Origin of the sequence: Streptomyces sp. NPDC085900, from assembly GCF_044540925.1 — a bacterium.
GTDB classification, from domain to species: Bacteria; Actinomycetota; Actinomycetes; order Streptomycetales; family Streptomycetaceae; genus Streptomyces; species Streptomyces gilvifuscus.
Genome location: NZ_JBITSP010000006.1, coordinates 247,366 through 263,878, shown reverse-complemented (window position 1 = coordinate 263,878; position 16,513 = coordinate 247,366). Strand labels below are relative to the sequence as shown.

The window sequence follows — 16,513 nt, the reverse complement described above, 5'->3', positions numbered from 1 at the left end:
GCCCGCTCAGAGGAACGTGTGACCCTCGCCCCGGTACGTCGGGACCGTCGCCGTCACCGTGTCGCCCTCGACGAGGTGCAGCTTCTCGAACCGCTCGCACAGCTCGCCGGCCTTCGCGTGCCGGAACCACACCCGGTCGCCGATCAGCAGATCGTCGGCCGGCGAGCCGAGCAGCGGGGTCTGCACCTCGCCGGGCCCCTCCTGGGGGTCGTAGCGCAGCCCCTCCGGCAGGTACGGCACGGGGAGCCGGTCGGGGCCCGGCGCGCCGGAGGCGGGGTAGCCGCCGCCGAGGACCGTGACGACCCCGACGCCCGGCCGCCGCACGACCGGCATCGCGAACAGCGCGGCCGGACGCCCGCTGAAGGACGTGTAGTTGTCGAACAGCCGCGGCACGTACAGGCCGGACCCGGCGCCGATCTCGGTGACGGCGTCCTCGGCGGCCGTGTGCTGCACGCTGCCGGTGCCGCCCCCGTTGACGAACTCCAGATCGGGTACGACGGCCCGCACCGCGCGCACGACCTCACCGCGCCGCTCGGCCAGCTCCCGGCGGGCGGTGGCCTGCATCAGCCGTACCGCACGCGACCGCAACGGCCGCCCCGCGACGGAGTCGCCCACACCCGCGATATGACCCTCGTAGGCCATGATCCCGACCACTTTGAAGCCCGGCCGGCCGGCCACGAACCGTGCCAGGTCGGCCACTTGGGCGGGGGAGTGCAGCGGGGAGCGCCGTGCGCCCACGCGCACCCGGCCGCCGAGCAGCCTCAGCGAGGTGTCCAACTCCAGGCAGACCCGGATGACTTCACGCCCTCCGTCGCGCGCCTCGTCGATCAGCCTCAGCTGCGCCGGGTCGTCGATCATGACGGTGACCGCGGCGGCGAGCTTGGGGTCGGAGGCCAGTTCGGCGTACCCGGCACGGTCGGCGGAGGGGTAGGCGAGCAGGACGTCGTCGAATCCGCCGCGCGCCAGCCACAGGGACTCGGCCAGCGTGAAGGACATGATGCCCGCGAAGCCGTCCTTCGCCAGGACCCGCTCCAGCAGGGCCCGGCAGCGCACGGACTTGCTGGCGACACGGATCGGCTTGCCGCCGGCCCGGCGCACGAGATCGTCCGCGTTGGCGTCGAAGGCATCCAGGTCGACGATCGCGAGTGGGGCTTCGAAATGGGCGGTGGCCCGGTCGTAACGGGCCCGGTCGGCGGCGCGCGCAGTCATGAACGAAGCCTGCCAGACAGGATTACCGCAGGGTAGGGGGACGTTCCGGGCAGATGCCCCGGGTGCGTGGACTGGTTCCCGTTCGCACAGGGGCAAGCCGTAGAGTGACGCGCACGTACGGCGGAACGGCGAGTGCCGCATACGCTGCACCGGGATGCCGGTCCGCTCGTACGGGTATGCGTGCCCGGGACGACCGACCGCGCCGGATTCGGCGCCCGGCGAATGAGCGCAACGACCACGGCCCGCGTACGAGTAGACGGCCCGGGGCACGAGGAAACGGGGGGTGCATGACCACGGAACCGCGGCACGCCTCTTTTCCGCCACGCCCGTCCCGTCCACCGAAGGTGGGGACCGAGGGCTCCGAGGCACAGGGCGAGACCGTTTCGGCGACCGGTGGGGCGGGCCCCGACGCGTCGCAGGGCGGCGGGAGAAACGGGAGTGCGGTGTCCGGCGGCGAGGGTTCACGACCGGTGTCCGGAAGATCCGGCGGGCGTTCAGCCGCCGACGGGACGGCGTCCGGCCCCACCGGCGTGTGGTCGCCCTGGCGCAACGCCGAGCCCTTCGAGGCCTTCGGAACCCGCACGCCGCCCGACGGCAGGGCGGGAACGGCGCCGCGGACGGACGCGGCCTCGGGAACGACCCCGGCCGGCCGGGGCGCCGACGCCCCGGCCGACCGCCCCCGCGTCCCGCGGCCGGACACACCCGTGCCCGGGGCCCCGCCGCCCCACGCCTCGGCACGCTTCCCGGACGTTCCTCCGGTGGTCGGCCGGGAGCAGGACCAGGCCGTGCCGCCCCCGGCGAAGCCACGCACCCCACCGCGCCCCACGACACCCCCGACCGAAGCCCCCCGCCCCGACGCGCCACCCACACGGGGCGCATCCGACCCGACACGGACGTCGAATCCGCCGGTGCCACCGATGCCCGAGACGCGCCCCGAGTCGGGGATGTCCGGCGCGGGGCGGACGCCGGGTTCGTCGACGCCGTCGATGCCGCAGGCGCGGCCGTCTTCCGCGGGTTCGATGCCGCAGGCGCGCCCGTCGTCGGGGCCGTCGAGTTCGTTCGCGTCGCCGATGCCTGAGGCACGTCCGTCTTCCGGGGGTCCGATGCCGCAGGCGCGTCCCGAGTCGGGGACGTCCGGCGCGGGGCGGACGCCGGGTTCGTCGACGCCGCCGATGCCGCAGGCGCGCCCGTCTTCCGCGGGTTCGATGCCGCAGGCGCGCCCGTCGTCGGGGCCGTCGAGTTCGTTCGCGTCGCCGATGCCTGAGGCACGCTCGTCCTCCGCGGGTTCGATGCCGCAGGCGCGCCCGTCTTCCGCGGGTCCGATGCCGCAGTCGCGTCCCGAGTCGGGGATGTCCGGCGCGGGGCGTGCTCCGGGTTCATCGACGCCGTCGATGCCGCAGGCGCGTCCCGAGTCGGGGTCGTCCGGCCCGGGGCGTGCTCCGGGTTCGTCGGCGCCGTCGATGCCGCAGGCGCGCCCCTCATCCGGGCCGCCGATGCCGCAGGCGCGCCCCTCATCCGGGCCGTCGAGTTCGTTCGCGTCGCCCATGCCCGAGGCGCGGCCGTCGTCTCCCGGGCCCATGCCGCAGGCGCGGCCCGCGTCGGGGGCGTCCGGCTCCGTTCGGGCGGCGGGGCCGGTCGTGCCGCCGATGCCCGACACGCGGCCCGGCTCCGGCTCGGCTGCCGGCAGCGCCCCGCGGCGCAACGGCTCGGTTCCGGCCGACGTTCCGCGCCGTCCGGGTGCCGCCGCCGACCCCCGGCACACCGTCCCCGTTGTGCCACCCATGCCCTCGGGGCGGCCGGCGTCCGGGGCGGCGAGTGTGACGCCCGATCCGGCGTTGTCGTGGAGTGCGCCGATGGCGCCCGGTGGGGAGAGCGGAAGCATCAGGCCCGTGGTGTCGTTCGGGGAGCCCGAGGGGTACGACGAACAGGCTCGGCCCCGGCCGCTCGGCGGGCGGGTGCGCTCGCGGACCCTCGCCGTGGCCACCTGCCTCGTGCTTGGCTTCGGCCTCATCGGCGGTGCCGTGACCGGGAGTTGGCTGCTCGGAGGCTCCGGGGACGGCGGCGCGCAGGGCACCTTCGTCGCGGCCCGCGGACTGTGGCACAGCGTGCCCGTGGACAAGCTGTTCCCGCGCACCGTACTGGGCACGGGAGCCGGCCCCGGCGGCGCCGACCGCACCTGGACGCGGATAGCCGTCGCCCCGGACAGCGGCTGCAAGGGCGCCTTCGACCCGCTGCTCGCCAAGGCGCTCGCGCCCGTCGGCTGCCAGCGGCTGGTGCGGGCCACGTACACCGACGCCACCCAGAGCTTCGTCACCACCGTCGGCCTGCTGTTCACCAAGGGCGACCAGGCCGCCATGTCCTCCCTCGCCAAACGCTTCCAGGACGACGGCCTCGGCGACCGCGCCGACCTCATGCCGCGCCCCTACGCGGCGAAGGACACGGCCGCCGCCCGCTTCGGCCCCGGCCAGCGTGCATCCTGGACGATCTCCGTCCTCACCGACGCCCCCGTCGTCGTCTACGCCGTCTCCGGCTGGGCCGACGGCCGTACCGTCGACACCCCGCAGCCCGCCGACCAGGCCACCCAGTCCGGCGCCGGCACGGCCCCCGCCCAGGCAGGCCTCGGCAACGAGGCCGAGGGTCTCGCCGACCGAATCGAACGCGCCCTGCGCAAGGACATCGCGGGCCCGGCCACGGAGAAGCCCTCATGAACCGCCGTACGGGGGTCGTGAGCCTCCTCCTCGCCGCGTCCCTGGCGCTGGTGCCGTCCACCTCCGCGCACGCCGACGGCATACGCGGCCAGGAATGGGCCCTGGACGCCATGCACACCCAGCAGGCCTGGCAGACCACCAAGGGCCGGGGCGTCACCGTCGCCGTCCTGGACACCGGCGTCGAGGCCGACCACCCCGACCTCGTCGGCAACGTCCTGGCCGCCAAGGACATGATCGGTTTCGGGGCGCAGGAGGGGGACCGGGCCTGGGCCCGGCACGGGACCGCGATGGCCGGCATCATCGCCGGCCACGGACACGGCCCCGGCGACGCCGACGGCGTCATGGGCATCGCTCCCGAGGCCAAGATCCTGCCGGTCCGGGTGATCCTGGAGGACGGCGACACTGCCCGCGGCAAGGCCCGCTCCACCCGGGGCAACGCCCTCGCCGAGGGCATCCGCTGGGCGGCCGACCACGGAGCGGACGTCATCAACCTCTCCCTGGGCGACGACTCGGCCTCCGCCCACCCCGAGCCCGCCGAGGACGAGGCGATCCAGTACGCCCTGACGAAGAACGTCACCGTCGTCGCCTCCGCCGGCAACGGCGGCAAGAAGGGCGACCACGTCTCCTATCCCGCCGCCTACCCCGGCGTCATCGCGGCGACCGCCGTGGACCGCTTCGGCGCCCGCGCGGACTTCTCCACCCGCCGCTGGTACGCCACGGTCAGCGCCCCCGGCGACGACGTCGTCATCGCCGACCCCGACCACAAGTACTACGAGGGCTGGGGCACCAGCGCGGCCTCGGCCTTCGTCTCGGGCGCCGTGGCGCTCGTCAAGGCGGCCCACCCGGGCCTGACCCCGGCCCAGGTCAAGCAGCTCCTGGAGGACACCGCCCGCGACGCCCCGGCCGGCGGACGCGACGACTCCCGCGGCTTCGGCATGGTCGACCCGGCCGCCGCGATCAAGGCAGCGGCCCGCCTGAAGCCGGAGGGGCTGCGGGCGGTCTCCTACGCCGACAAGTACTTCGGCCCGGGCCCCGACGACGCCGCGTCCGACGACGGCGCCAGCGGCTGGGTCGGCCCGCTCGCGGGCGGCCTCGGTGGCGTCCTGCTCGTCGCCGCCGTGGTGCTCTGGCGCGGCCGCCGCCCACGTCACGAGGGCTTCTAGCGGCGCCGGCCCCGCTACGAGGACGCGGTGGCCGAAGCGGACGGGGACGCCGACGCCGACGAACCGTCACCGTCCCCGGTGAACACCGAGACCGCCGCCTTCGCCGCCGCCTCGACCAGCGAAATCCCCTTCGCCTGCGTCGAGTTGCCGTCGGACAGCACGGCCACCAGGAACGTGCGACCGCCGGCCCTCACCCGGCCGATGCTGTTGATGTCCCACAGCCCGGTGGTGCTGCGGGCCAGCCAGCCGTTCTTCAGCGCCCACCGCGTGCCGTCCGCCGCGGCCGACACACCCCAGTGCTGATCGGCCTCGATCCGCCCCATCAGCCCCTGCAGGTACGACCGCGAGGCGGCGGTCAGCTTCGAGTCCTCCCCGAACACCTGCCGCAGAAGGGTGAGCTGGTCGGCCGCCGTGGTCTGGGTCAGCCCCCACAGAGCGCCCTCACCGCCCTCGGTGCCGGTCAGCCCGAACGTCTTGTTCGCCGCGTCCAGCCCGTCGGCCTGCCCGATGGCGTCCCACAGCGCGGAGGCCGACGCGTTGTCGCTGTTCTCGATCATCTTGGTGGCGTACGACTTCTCGGCCGCCGTCAGATGCCGGTCCTCGTCCTGGGCCCGCAGCAGCAGCGCCGCGAGGATGTCGACCTTGACGATGCTCGCCGTGTCGAAGGCGTCGTCCCCGTACACGGCGCTCTCCCCGGAGTCCAGGTCCAGCACCGCCACCGACACCGTCGCCCCGTCCTCGACTGCCACCGACTCCATCGACTCGCTGAGCAGCGCGTCGTTGTCCACCGTCGGCTCCGCCACGGGCTCCACCGATTCCCTCCCGTCGGCCGTGGCCGAGGAGGAGGCCGACGTCCGCGACGATACGGGGGCCGGGCCCGAGTGCGCCTGCGCCTTCACGTACACCGTCCCGACGGCGGTGACGCCCACCACGGCGACCACGGCGAGGGCGGTGCTGAGCAGAGGACGTGTCCGGGAGGGGCGGGCGCGGCGGCCGCGGCGGGCTCTGGGGGACTCCATGCCCGCGATGCTCGGGGCGGTGACTGTGCGAGCCGTTAGACGGACGTTAGATGTGTGTCAGGGAAATCTGAGAAACCGGTGAAGACGGTGAACACCCGGTTTCCGGGGCCGCACAAGCCCAGCGGCATCCCCCCGATATCCGCCCTATAGGGTCGGTGACCGTGGCGAACAAGAACATTCCCGACCCCGGCTTCTCCGACGACGACGGCTCCGCCGACCCCCGGCTGAGCGCCGCGCTCGCCGCCTGGGCCGAGGACCGCAGCGCGCTGGGACCGGTCCTCGAGGCGCTCAAGGGCGCCCGGCTGCTGGTCCCCGTCGTGGCCGTGCTCGGCGAGGTCGAGGAGGACGAGAACGGACTGCGCCGCGAGAAGACCTCCGACATGGCCGTGCCCACCCTGAGAGCGGGAAACCGGACCGCCCTGCCGGCCTTCACCTCGACCGACTCGCTGGCCCGGTGGGACCCGGCGGCGCGCCCCGTCGCCGTACCCCTGCACCAGGCGCTGCAGGCCGCCGCGCACGAGAAGGCGGACACGGTGGTGCTGGACATGGCCGGGCCGGTGCCTTTCGAGCTGACGGGACCGGCCCTGCTCGCGCTCGCCGAGGGCCGTACGACGGCCGACCCGCTGGCCGACCCGGCCGTGCGGGAGGCGGTACGGGCCGCGGTCGCCGCCGAGCCCGCCGTGCTCAGCGCCCACCTGGGGCCCGGGCAGGCCGACGGCACCCTGGCCCTCGTACTCGACGAGTCCGCCGCGCCGGCCGAGGCCGCGCGGGCCGTCGCCGAGCGGCTCGCCGGTGACGACACACTGAGGGCCCGCCTGGTGCGCGGCCTCGACCTGGCACTGCTGCCGGCCGGGACGACGCCCCCGGGCGAGCCCCTGTACGTGCGGTGACCTACTTGCCGTAGATCGGGCCCGTGTACTTCTCGCCCGGGCCCTGACCCGGCTCGTCGGGTACGAGCGAGGCCTCGCGGAAGGCCAGCTGCAGCGACTTCAGACCGTCGCGCAGCGGGGCCGCGTGGAAGGAGCTGATCTCCGTCGCGGAGGCGTCCAGCAGACCGGCGAGGGCCGAGACCAGCTTGCGGGCCTCGTCCAGGTCCTTGTACTTGTCGCCCTCCTCGGTCAGGCCCAGCTTCACCGCGGCGGCGCTCATCAGGTTGACGGCGACCGTCACGATCACCTCGACCGCGGGCACCTCGGCGATGTCGCGGGTCATGGCGTCGAAGTCGGCGGGGGACTCGGGGGACTCAGGAGGGGTGTCACTCATGCCCCACACGATAGGGCCCGGTGCACGCCGGTTCGCACCACCCCCGGGCAGCTGCTAACCTTGTGTGACGACCGGCTGGACACGCCTGCAAGACCCTGTGCCCGGCCCACAAGTGGAGGCTCCGATCTCCCACCCGACCGTCCCCCGGGACGGCGGGTCACCCCGGTCAGGCGGCCACCATCGTTCCGTACGGACGATGGAGTCGCCCGAAAGCGCGCCCCGCGACATCGCGGCGGTGCTCCGGCAGTGTATTTGGAGCCCCGCCTGTGATCGTCCGGGGCATTTTTTGTGCTTCGGCGCGGTTAGGTCTGTCGAAAAGAGACAAACACGGCCGTCCGCCAGATGGCCGTGTGGTGCTAACCGAGGAGGATCCATCAGCGCCGAGCCCCGCATCAACGACCGGATTCGCGTTCCCGAGGTGCGACTTGTCGGTCCCAGTGGCGAGCAGGTGGGCATTGTCCCGCTGGCCAAGGCACTGGAGCTTGCCCAGGAGTACGACCTCGATCTCGTCGAGGTAGCGGCGAACGCCCGTCCGCCCGTGTGCAAGCTCATGGACTACGGGAAGTTCAAGTACGAGTCGGCCATGAAGGCCCGTGAGGCGCGCAAGAACCAGGCGCACACGGTCATCAAGGAGATGAAGCTCCGGCCGAAGATCGACCCGCACGACTATGACACCAAGAAGGGTCACGTCGTCCGGTTCCTCAAGCAGGGCGACAAGGTCAAGATCACGATCATGTTCCGTGGTCGCGAGCAGTCCCGGCCCGAGCTGGGCTACCGACTGCTGCAGCGGCTCGCGGAGGACGTCCAGGACCTCGGTTTCGTCGAGTCGAACCCGAAGCAGGACGGCCGAAACATGATCATGGTTCTCGGTCCGCACAAGAAGAAGACCGAGGCGATGGCCGAGGCCCGCCAGGCGCAGGAAGCCCGCAAGGCCGAGGCGAAGGCGAACCCGGGCAAGTCGCAGAATGCGGCGGACCCGGACGCTGTGAACGCCGAGGCCCACGACGAGGCCTCTGCCGAGGCTCACGACGAGGCCCCTGCCGAGGCTTCCGCCGAGGCGTGATCCCGGGGGACGCCCGTCCCCAAGGATGTAACCGATACAAGAGCGACGTTCCGACGTGCCCGGTTTTCGCGACCGGGCACCGGAGCGCCACCGACGAGGAGATAACGGCGCTATGCCGAAGAACAAGTCGCACAGCGGTGCCAGCAAGCGCTTCAAGGTCACCGGCTCCGGCAAGGTGCTCCGTGAGCGCGCCGGCAAGCGCCACCTGCTCGAGCACAAGTCGTCCCGCGTGACGCGTCGCCTCACCGGCAACGCCGAGATGGCCCCGGGCGACGCCGCGAAGATCAAGAAGCTTCTCGGCAAGTGACGTGCCCGGTGCTCCAGCCGAGCACCGCACGCCTGGACCGGGACCCAATCGATACCGGGCCGTGTGAGTCCACCCACGGCCCCGCTACAAGGAGTTAACAAGTGGCACGCGTCAAGCGGGCAGTCAACGCCCACAAGAAGCGCCGGGCGATCCTCGAGCAGGCCTCCGGCTACCGCGGTCAGCGTTCGCGCCTGTACCGCAAGGCCAAGGAGCAGGTCACCCACTCGCTGGTCTACAACTACAACGACCGCAAGAAGCGCAAGGGCGACTTCCGTCAGCTGTGGATCCAGCGCATCAACGCCGCTGCCCGCGCGAACGGCATCACGTACAACCGCTTCATCCAGGGTCTGAAGGCCGCGAACGTCGAGGTCGACCGCAAGATCCTGGCCGAACTGGCCGTCAACGACGCCACCGCCTTCGCCGCGCTGGTCGAGGTCGCTCAGAAGGCGCTGCCCGCCGACGTCAACGCCCCCAAGGCGGCCTGACGCCGCGCTCGGCCCGAGCCGACGTGACTGGACGGACCCGTGGGCTGATGCCCGCGGGTCCGTTGTGCTGAGTGGAAACGAAGGTGAGCACCGCATGCCCCCCGTCAGCCCCGAGCTGATCTCCCCCCGGTCCCCCCGCGTGTCGGCCGCACGGCGGCTCGCCAAGCGGAACTTCCGGGGCAAGGAGCGGCTGTTCCTGGCCGAGGGCCCGCAGGCCGTGCGGGAGGCCGCCGGGCACGGGCTGGTGGAGCTGTTCGCCACCGTCGAGGCCGCCGAGCGCTACGCCGACATCGTGGGCGAGGCCCGGGACGCGGCCGCCCGGGTGCACCTCGCCTCCGAGCAGGTCATCGCCGACATCTCCACGACCGTCACCCCGCAGGGGCTCGTCGGGATCTGCCGGTTCGTCGACACCCCGTTCGAGGAGATCCTCGCCGCCCGCCCCAAGCTGGTCGCCGTGCTCGCGAACGTGCGGGACCCCGGGAACGCCGGGACCGTACTGCGGTGCGCCGACGCCGCGGGGGCCGAGGCCGTCGTCCTGACCGACGCCTCCGTCGACCTGTACAACCCCAAGGCCGTACGGGCCTCCGTCGGTTCCCTCTTCCATCTCCCCGTGGCCGTCGGCGTCCCCGTCGACGAGGCCGTGGCGGGGCTCAAGGGCGTCGGCGTCCGCGTCCTCGCCGCCGACGGCGCCGGGACCGACGACCTCGACGACGAGCTCGACAAGGGCACCATGGGCGGGCCGACCGCGTGGGTGTTCGGGAACGAGGCGTGGGGGCTCCCGGAGGAGACCCGCGCACTCGCGGACGCCGTGGTGCGCGTCCCGATCCACGGGAAGGCCGAGAGCCTGAACCTCGCCACCGCCGCCGCCGTATGTCTCTATGCGTCGGCCCGTGCACAGCGCGCCTCCGGAGGGTGCCGCTCCGTCACCGGGGCCTAGTAGGGTGACCAGCTCGGGGGGCCACCTGCGCCGTCGAGAGGTGGGGTTTCGGGGATGAGTGTCGGCACGGGCAGGGCACGGGGAGCACAGGACGCGCCGCACGCGCCCGCGCCCCGGCACGGTGCGGTCACCGAGCTCGGCGTCGACCCCGACGAACTGCCCGACGGCCTGGTCGTCGCCGACGAGCGGGGCCACGTCGTCTGCTTCAACGCCGCCGCCGAGCGCATCACCGCCGTCCCCGCCGAGGAGGCCCTGGGGCAGCGGCTGGAGAAGGCCCTGCCGCTGGAGGACCTCGAGGGGCGCCGCTGGTGGCAGCTGACCGACCCCTACGGCGGACTCGCCATCCGGCAGCGGCAGCCCGAACGGAACCTCCTCCTGCCCGGCGGACGGGAAGTCCTGGTGTCGGCCCGCTACGTGCGGACCGAGCCCACCGGGCCCGTCCGCCGCGTCGTGGTCTCCCTGCGCGACACCGAGGCCCGCCGCCGCACCGAACGCAGCCACGCCGAGCTGATAGCCACCGTCGCGCACGAGCTGCGCTCGCCGCTGACCTCGGTCAAGGGCTTCACCGCCACGCTGCTGGCCAAGTGGGAGAGGTTCACCGACGACCAGAAGCGGCTGATGCTGGAGACCGTCGACGCCGACGCCGACCGGGTCACCCGGCTCATCGCCGAGCTGCTGGACATCTCACGGATCGACAGCGGGCGGCTGGAGGTGCGGCGCCAGCCCGTCGACATCGGGGCGGCCGTCGGGCGGCACATCCAGGCGTACGTCGCCGCCGGGCAGCCCGCCGACCGGTTCCTGCTCCGCATCGAGCAGCCACTGCCCTCCCTCTGGGCCGACCCCGACAAGATCGACCAGGTGCTCAGCAACCTGCTGGAAAATGCGGTGCGCCACGGCGAGGGAACCGTCACGATCGACATCACGGCCACGGAGTCCCCGCGCGAGGGCGAGGACACCGGCACGTCGGTCACGGTGAGCGACGAGGGGCCCGGCATCCCGGAGGAGTCCATGAACCGCGTCTTCACCCGCTTCTGGCGGGGCAGCAAGCGCGGCGGCACCGGCCTCGGGCTCTACATCGTCAAGGGCATCGTGGAGGCCCACGGCGGCACCATCACCGTCGGTCGCGGCCCCCAGGGCGGGGCCGAGTTCCGATTTACGTTGCCCGTGGCGGCCCCGGCGTATCTCGCCTGACGGCCCACGGGCGCATTCGTATACCTCCACCCCGTTAGACTCGGCCTTTGGCACCCATGTGTCCCATGGACGGCCCTCTGACCTCTGTGTGAGTCGGTGACGGGGACCTTCAGCCAGCCAATCGGAAGCACGGGAAGAGATGTCGGCACCCAATAAGTCGTACGACCCTGTCGAGGTCGAGGCGTTGAAACCGGAAGAGATCGAGCGCATGCGGGACGAGGCGCTCGCCGCCTTCGCCGCCGCGGACTCCCTCGACAAGCTCCAGGAGGCCAAGGTCGCCCACACCGGCGGTACCTCCCCGCTGGCGCTGGCCAACCGGGAGATCGGCGCCCTGCCCCCGCACGCCAAGGCAGCCGCCGGCAAGCTGGTCGGGCAGGCCCGCGGCGCCGTGAACAAGGCGCTGGCCGCCCGCCAGGTCGAGCTGGAGGCCGAGCGGGACGCGCGCGTGCTGGTCGAGGAGTCGGTGGACGTCACGCTGCCGTACGACCGCGTACCGGCCGGCGCCCGCCACCCGCTGACCACCCTGTCGGAGCGCATCGAGGACGTCTTCGTGGCCATGGGCTACGAGGTCGCCGAGGGCCCGCAGGTCGAAGCCGAGTGGTTCAACTTCGACGCCCTCAACATCGGCCCGGACCACCCGGCCCGCGGTGAGCACGACACCTTCTTCGTGCAGGGCCCGGAGGGCGGCACCGAGTCCGGTGTCGTGCTGCGCACCCACACCTCGCCCGTGCAGATCCGCTCGCTGCTCGACCGCGAGCTGCCGGTGTACGTGATCTGCCCCGGCGTCGTGTACCGCACCGACGAGCTCGACGCCACGCACACCCCGGTGTTCCGCCAGGTCGAGCTGCTCGCGGTGGACGAGGGCCTGACCATGGCCGACCTCAAGGGCACCATGGACCACATGGTCCAGTCGCTGTTCGGCGAGGGGATGAAGACCCGGCTGCGGCCCAACTTCTTCCCGTTCACCGAGCCGTCCGCCGAGATGGACATGGTGTGCTACGTCTGCCGCGGCGAGTCCGTCGGCAACCCCGACCGGCCCTGCCGCACCTGCTCCTCGGAGGGCTGGATCGAGCTCGGCGGCTGCGGCATGGTCAACCCGCGGGTGCTCACCGCCTGCGGCGTCGACCCGGAGAAGTACAGCGGTTTCGCCTTCGGGTTCGGCATCGAGCGGATGCTGATGTTCCGCCACAACGTCGAGGACATGCGAGACATGGTCGAGGGTGACGTCCGGTTCACCCGGCCGTTCGGGATGGAGATCTGATGCGGGTCCCGCTTTCTTGGCTGCGGGAGTACGTCGACCTGCCGGCGACGGAAACCGGCCGTGACGTACAGGAGAAGCTCGTCTCGGCCGGGCTCGAGGTCGAGACCGTCGAGCACCTCGGCGCCGACCTCAAGGGCCCCCTGGTCGTCGGCCAGGTGCTGACCATCGAGGAGCTGGAGGGCTTCAAGAAGCCGATTCGCTTCTGCACGGTCGACGTCGGCCGGGCCAACGGCACCGGCGAGCCCCAGGAGATCGTCTGCGGCGCCCGCAACTTCGCCGTCGGCGACAAGGTCGTCGTGGTCCTCCCGGGCGCCACCCTGCCCGGCGGCTTCTCGATCTCCGCCCGCAAGACCTACGGCAGGACGTCCCACGGCATGATCTGCTCCAGCGACGAGCTGGGCATGGGCGACGACGGCACGCACGGCATCATCGTGCTGCCGCCGGAGACCGAGGTCGGCAAGGACGCCATCGAGCTGCTCGAACTGGTCGACGAGGTCCTGGACATCGCCGTCACCGCCAACCGCGGCGACTGCCTGTCCATCCGCGGCGTCGCCCGCGAGACGGCCATCGCCTACGGCCTGCCGCTGCGCGACCCGGCCCTGATCGACGTACCCGGCCCGAACGCCTTCGGCTACCCCGTGCAGGTCAGCGACCCGCACGGCTGCGACCGCTTCACCGCCCGCACGGTGACCGGCCTGAGCCCCGAGGCCCGCTCCCCGATCTGGCTGCAGCGCCGCCTGCAGAAGGTCGGCGTGCGCCCGATCTCGCTCGCCGTCGACGTCACCAACTACGTGATGATGGAGCTGGGCCAGCCCCTGCACGCCTACGACCGCTCCCTGGTCCAGGGCACCATCGGCGTGCGCCGCGCCGAGGCGGGGGAGAAGCTCGTCACCCTGGACGGCGTCGAGCGCAAGCTGGACGCCGAGGACCTCGTCATCACCGACGACCGCGGCCCGATCGGGCTCGCGGGCGTGATGGGCGGCGCCAACACCGAGATCGCCGACCACGCCGAAGGCGAGGGCACCACCGACGTGGTCATCGAGGCCGCGCACTTCAACGCGGTCTCCATCGCCCGTACGTCCCGCCGCCACAAGCTGTCCTCCGAGGCCTCCCGCCGCTTCGAGCGGGGCGTCGACCCGCAGGCCGCCGCCGCTGCCGCGCAGCGCACGGTCGACCTGCTGGTCCTCCTCGCGGGCGGCACCGCCGAGGCCGGCGTCACCGAGGTCGTCGCGCCCTCCGCGCCGCACACCATCGCCGTGGCGGCCGACCACCCGGACAGGGTGGCCGGCGTGGAGTACGGCCGTGAGACGGTCGTACGGCGGCTGCAGGAGATCGGCTGCGACGTGTACGGGCAGGACGAGCTGATCGTCACCGTGCCGTCCTGGCGTCCCGACCTCCAGGAGATCAACGACCTCGCCGAGGAGGTCATCCGCCTCGAGGGCTACGAGAACCTGCCCTCGACGCTGCCCAAGCCCCCGTCGGGCCGCGGCCTGACCCACCGGCAGCGGCTGCACCGCCGGGTCGGCCGCGCGCTGGCCGGAGCGGGCTACGTGGAGGCGCCGAACTACCCCTTCATCAGCGAGCAGGTCTTCGACCAGCTGCTGCTGGAGGCCGATGACCCGGGGCGCCGGGTCGTGAAGCTCACCAACCCGCTCAACGACGAGGAGCCCGCGCTCCGTACGTCGCTGCTGCCGGGCCTGCTCGGTGCCCTGCGGCGCAACGTCGGCCGCGGCTCGCACGACCTGGCCCTGTTCGAGACCGGGCTGGTGTTCCACCCGCGCGAGGAGCAGAAGGTCGCCGCCGCCCTGCCCGTCGACCGGCGTCCGACCGAGGAGGAGATCGCCGCCCTCGACGCCGCGCTGCCCGAGCAGCCGCGGCACGTCGCCGCCGTCCTCGCGGGTGCCCGCGAGCAGGCCGGCTGGTGGGGGAAGGGCCGTCCCGCCGACTGGGCCGACGCCGTCGAGGCGGGCCGCACGGTCGCCCGGGAGGCCGGTGCGCGGCTGCAGGTCCGCAAGGGCCAGTACGGGCCCTGGCACCCCGGCCGCTGTGCCGAGTTCACGGTCGTGGCCGACGGTGTGGAGACCGTCGTCGGGCACGCGGGTGAGCTGCACCCGCGCGTCGTCAAGGCGCTCGGCCTGCCCGAGCGGACCTGCGCGGTGGAGCTGAACCTGGACGCGCTGGAGCAGGTCGGCGACGACACCCCCCAGGCGCCGAGGATCTCCACGTTCCCGGTGGCCACGCAGGACGTCGCCCTCGTGGTCGACAAGTTCGTGCCGGCCGCCGACGTCGAGGCCGCGCTGCGCGACGGGGCGGGTGAACTCCTGGAGTCCATCCGGCTGTTCGACGTGTACGAGAACGAGGAGCAGCTGGGCGAGGGCCGTAAGTCGCTGGCGTACGCGCTGCGGTTCCGCGCCGCCGACCGGACGCTGACCGTCGACGAGGCGTCCGCGGCCCGGGACGCGGCCGTCGCCGTGGCGGGCGACCGCACGGGGGCCGTCCTTCGGGGCTAGGCAACCGCGCTCTTCCCTCGTTCGGGTGACAACTCGGGGCGATCTGGTCCTGACGGACCATTCGCTGGACACAATCGGACCGGCCTTTCGAGGCCGGTCCGTCTGTGCTTTCGGGGCCTGTATGGGGGGCCATCGGCATGATTCGCGTCAGGGCTGGGCTTTCCCGTAAGCGCTTGCTCTCGCTGGGGCCACCCCTGGCGTGGGGAGCCATGGCCACCACCTTCAAGCTGGCCTGTCCGCTCGCCCAGCAGAACGGGCTGCGGGCGCGCATCGTCACCAGCGCCGTGTTCTTCGTCGTCGGGACCGGGCTGGTCCTCCAGGTCCGGCGCGCGCTGCTGCGGGAGCTGCGGGAGGCCCGGGAGGTCGCCGGGGCGGCGCAGCGGGTGCTGGTGCGGCCCCTGCCCGAGCGGGTGGCCGGGCTGAATCTCGCCGCCACCCAGCTGTCGGCCGACCGGGGCGCGGTCATCGGCGGGGACCTCTACGAGGTCATCGCCACCGAGCACGGCGTGCGGATCGTGATGGGCGACGTGCGCGGTCACGGGCTCGCCGCCATCGGTACGGTCGCCGCCGTCCTGGGCAGCTTCCGCGAGGCCGTGCACGACGAGCCGGAACTGGGGTGCGTGCTGCGGCGGCTGGAGCGGGCGCTCGCCCGGCATCTGCGTGAGCGGGCGCGCGGGGAGCATCCCTCCGCCGGGGGCGAGCCGGACCATCCGGTCGCCGAGGAGTTCGTCACCGTACTGCTGCTGGAGATCCGGGCGGACGGCGAGGTGCGCGTCCTCAACTGCGGGCACCCCTGGCCGTATCTGCTCGGTCCGGCCCGGGCCGAACCGCTGACCCGGGCCGAACCGCTGCCTCCCCTCGGGCCGTTCCCGTTGCCCGCCGAGCTGCCGGCCGTCAGCTGCGGACGGTTGCTGCCCGGCGAGGCGCTGTTCCTGCACACGGACGGTGTCGAGGACGCCCGGGACGGACACGGCCGGTTCTTTCCGCTGCCGGCCGTCCTCGCCGGGGCCGTCCGCGCCGGACCCGTCTGTCCGCAGTCGGTGCTGCGCGCCGTACTCGCCGCGCTGCTGCGGCACGTCCGCGGCAGACCGGCCGACGACGTCGCGCTGCTGGTCCTGCGCAACGACCGCCGGCACGTCGTCCGAGAGCCTCCGGCCGAGCCGGTCGGACACCGGGCGCACCGCCTCACGTGACGTCGAGGCCGCGAATCGTCACGCACCCCCGCGGTGCGCCCGGCGCTCCCGCGTGGTCTGGGCGGGCATCCCTGCGCAACGACCGTCGGCACGTCGTCCGAGAGCCTCGGGCCGAGCCGGTCGGACACCGGGCGCACCGCCTCACGTGACGTCGAGGCCGCGAATCGTCACGCACCCCCGCGGTGCGCCCGGCGCTCCCGCGTG

The 16,513-nt window shown here is 73.0% G+C and carries 14 protein-coding genes and 1 pseudogene; 11 read left to right on the top strand and 4 right to left on the bottom strand.

What is annotated here, in order from left to right; genetic code table 11:
- Window positions 1–6 precede the first annotated feature (6 nt).
- Window positions 7–1,209, bottom strand: a complete 1,203-nt coding sequence (locus ACIGDI_RS22765; protein WP_399899440.1) for an amino acid deaminase/aldolase — start codon at window positions 1,207–1,209, stop codon at window positions 7–9.
- A gap of 22 nt (window positions 1,210–1,231) precedes the next feature.
- Complete coding sequence (locus ACIGDI_RS22760; protein ID WP_399899438.1) at window positions 1,232–3,091, bottom strand: hypothetical protein; 1,860 nt, start codon at window positions 3,089–3,091, stop codon at window positions 1,232–1,234.
- A gap of 10 nt (window positions 3,092–3,101) precedes the next feature.
- Here ACIGDI_RS22760 and ACIGDI_RS22755 point away from each other — a divergent pair, with 10 nt between their 5' ends.
- The gene (locus tag ACIGDI_RS22755; protein WP_399900030.1) at window positions 3,102–3,917 is read left to right on the top strand and encodes a hypothetical protein; all 816 of its coding nucleotides are present in this window, start codon (window positions 3,102–3,104) and stop codon (window positions 3,915–3,917) included.
- Window positions 3,914–5,080, top strand: a complete 1,167-nt coding sequence (mycP, locus tag ACIGDI_RS22750) for a type VII secretion-associated serine protease mycosin (RefSeq protein WP_399899435.1) — start codon at window positions 3,914–3,916, stop codon at window positions 5,078–5,080. Before ACIGDI_RS22755 ends, mycP begins: the two co-directional genes overlap by 4 nt.
- Before the next feature lie 14 nt (window positions 5,081–5,094).
- On the opposite strand, the gene ACIGDI_RS22745 is transcribed toward mycP, so the two are convergent.
- Window positions 5,095–6,099: a serine hydrolase gene (locus ACIGDI_RS22745; RefSeq protein ID WP_399899432.1), complete on the bottom strand. Its 1,005-nt coding sequence runs from the start codon at window positions 6,097–6,099 to the stop codon at window positions 5,095–5,097.
- Between the two features lie 161 nt (window positions 6,100–6,260).
- Between ACIGDI_RS22745 and ACIGDI_RS22740 the strand changes: the two genes are divergently transcribed.
- Window positions 6,261–6,989, top strand: a complete 729-nt coding sequence (locus tag ACIGDI_RS22740; RefSeq protein WP_272175779.1) for an SseB family protein — start codon at window positions 6,261–6,263, stop codon at window positions 6,987–6,989.
- 1 nt (window position 6,990) lies between these two features.
- Here ACIGDI_RS22740 and ACIGDI_RS22735 read toward each other — a convergent pair whose 3' ends face one another.
- Window positions 6,991–7,362 carry a DUF1844 domain-containing protein gene (locus ACIGDI_RS22735; RefSeq protein ID WP_200702980.1) on the bottom strand — a complete coding sequence of 124 codons (372 nt, stop codon included), beginning with the start codon at window positions 7,360–7,362 and terminating at the stop codon, window positions 6,991–6,993.
- 348 nt (window positions 7,363–7,710) lie between these two features.
- Between ACIGDI_RS22735 and infC the strand changes: the two are divergent.
- From infC to ACIGDI_RS22695, 8 genes and pseudogenes are all read left to right on the top strand, one after another.
- Window positions 7,711–8,425: pseudogene (gene infC, locus ACIGDI_RS22730) on the top strand (translation initiation factor IF-3).
- Between the two features lie 112 nt (window positions 8,426–8,537).
- Window positions 8,538–8,732, top strand: coding sequence for a 50S ribosomal protein L35 (gene rpmI / locus ACIGDI_RS22725; protein ID WP_004933563.1), 195 nt, complete (start codon window positions 8,538–8,540; stop codon window positions 8,730–8,732).
- A 101-nt stretch (window positions 8,733–8,833) separates the two neighbouring features.
- Window positions 8,834–9,217: a 50S ribosomal protein L20 gene (gene rplT, locus ACIGDI_RS22720; protein WP_004933571.1), complete on the top strand. Its 384-nt coding sequence runs from the start codon at window positions 8,834–8,836 to the stop codon at window positions 9,215–9,217.
- 94 nt (window positions 9,218–9,311) lie between these two features.
- The gene (locus ACIGDI_RS22715; RefSeq protein ID WP_399899427.1) at window positions 9,312–10,154 is read left to right on the top strand and encodes a TrmH family RNA methyltransferase; all 843 of its coding nucleotides are present in this window, start codon (window positions 9,312–9,314) and stop codon (window positions 10,152–10,154) included.
- 54 nt (window positions 10,155–10,208) lie between these two features.
- The gene (locus ACIGDI_RS22710; RefSeq protein WP_384818835.1) at window positions 10,209–11,345 is read left to right on the top strand and encodes an ATP-binding protein; all 1,137 of its coding nucleotides are present in this window, start codon (window positions 10,209–10,211) and stop codon (window positions 11,343–11,345) included.
- Window positions 11,346–11,484: 139 nt separating this feature from the next.
- The gene (pheS, locus tag ACIGDI_RS22705; protein WP_200702977.1) at window positions 11,485–12,606 is read left to right on the top strand and encodes a phenylalanine--tRNA ligase subunit alpha; all 1,122 of its coding nucleotides are present in this window, start codon (window positions 11,485–11,487) and stop codon (window positions 12,604–12,606) included.
- The gene (pheT, locus tag ACIGDI_RS22700; RefSeq protein ID WP_399899419.1) at window positions 12,606–15,116 is read left to right on the top strand and encodes a phenylalanine--tRNA ligase subunit beta; all 2,511 of its coding nucleotides are present in this window, start codon (window positions 12,606–12,608) and stop codon (window positions 15,114–15,116) included. Before pheS ends, pheT begins: the two co-directional genes overlap by 1 nt.
- Window positions 15,117–15,253: 137 nt before the next feature.
- Window positions 15,254–16,309, top strand: a complete 1,056-nt coding sequence (locus tag ACIGDI_RS22695; RefSeq protein WP_399899416.1) for a PP2C family protein-serine/threonine phosphatase — start codon at window positions 15,254–15,256, stop codon at window positions 16,307–16,309.
- The last annotated feature ends 204 nt before the right edge of the window (window positions 16,310–16,513 follow it).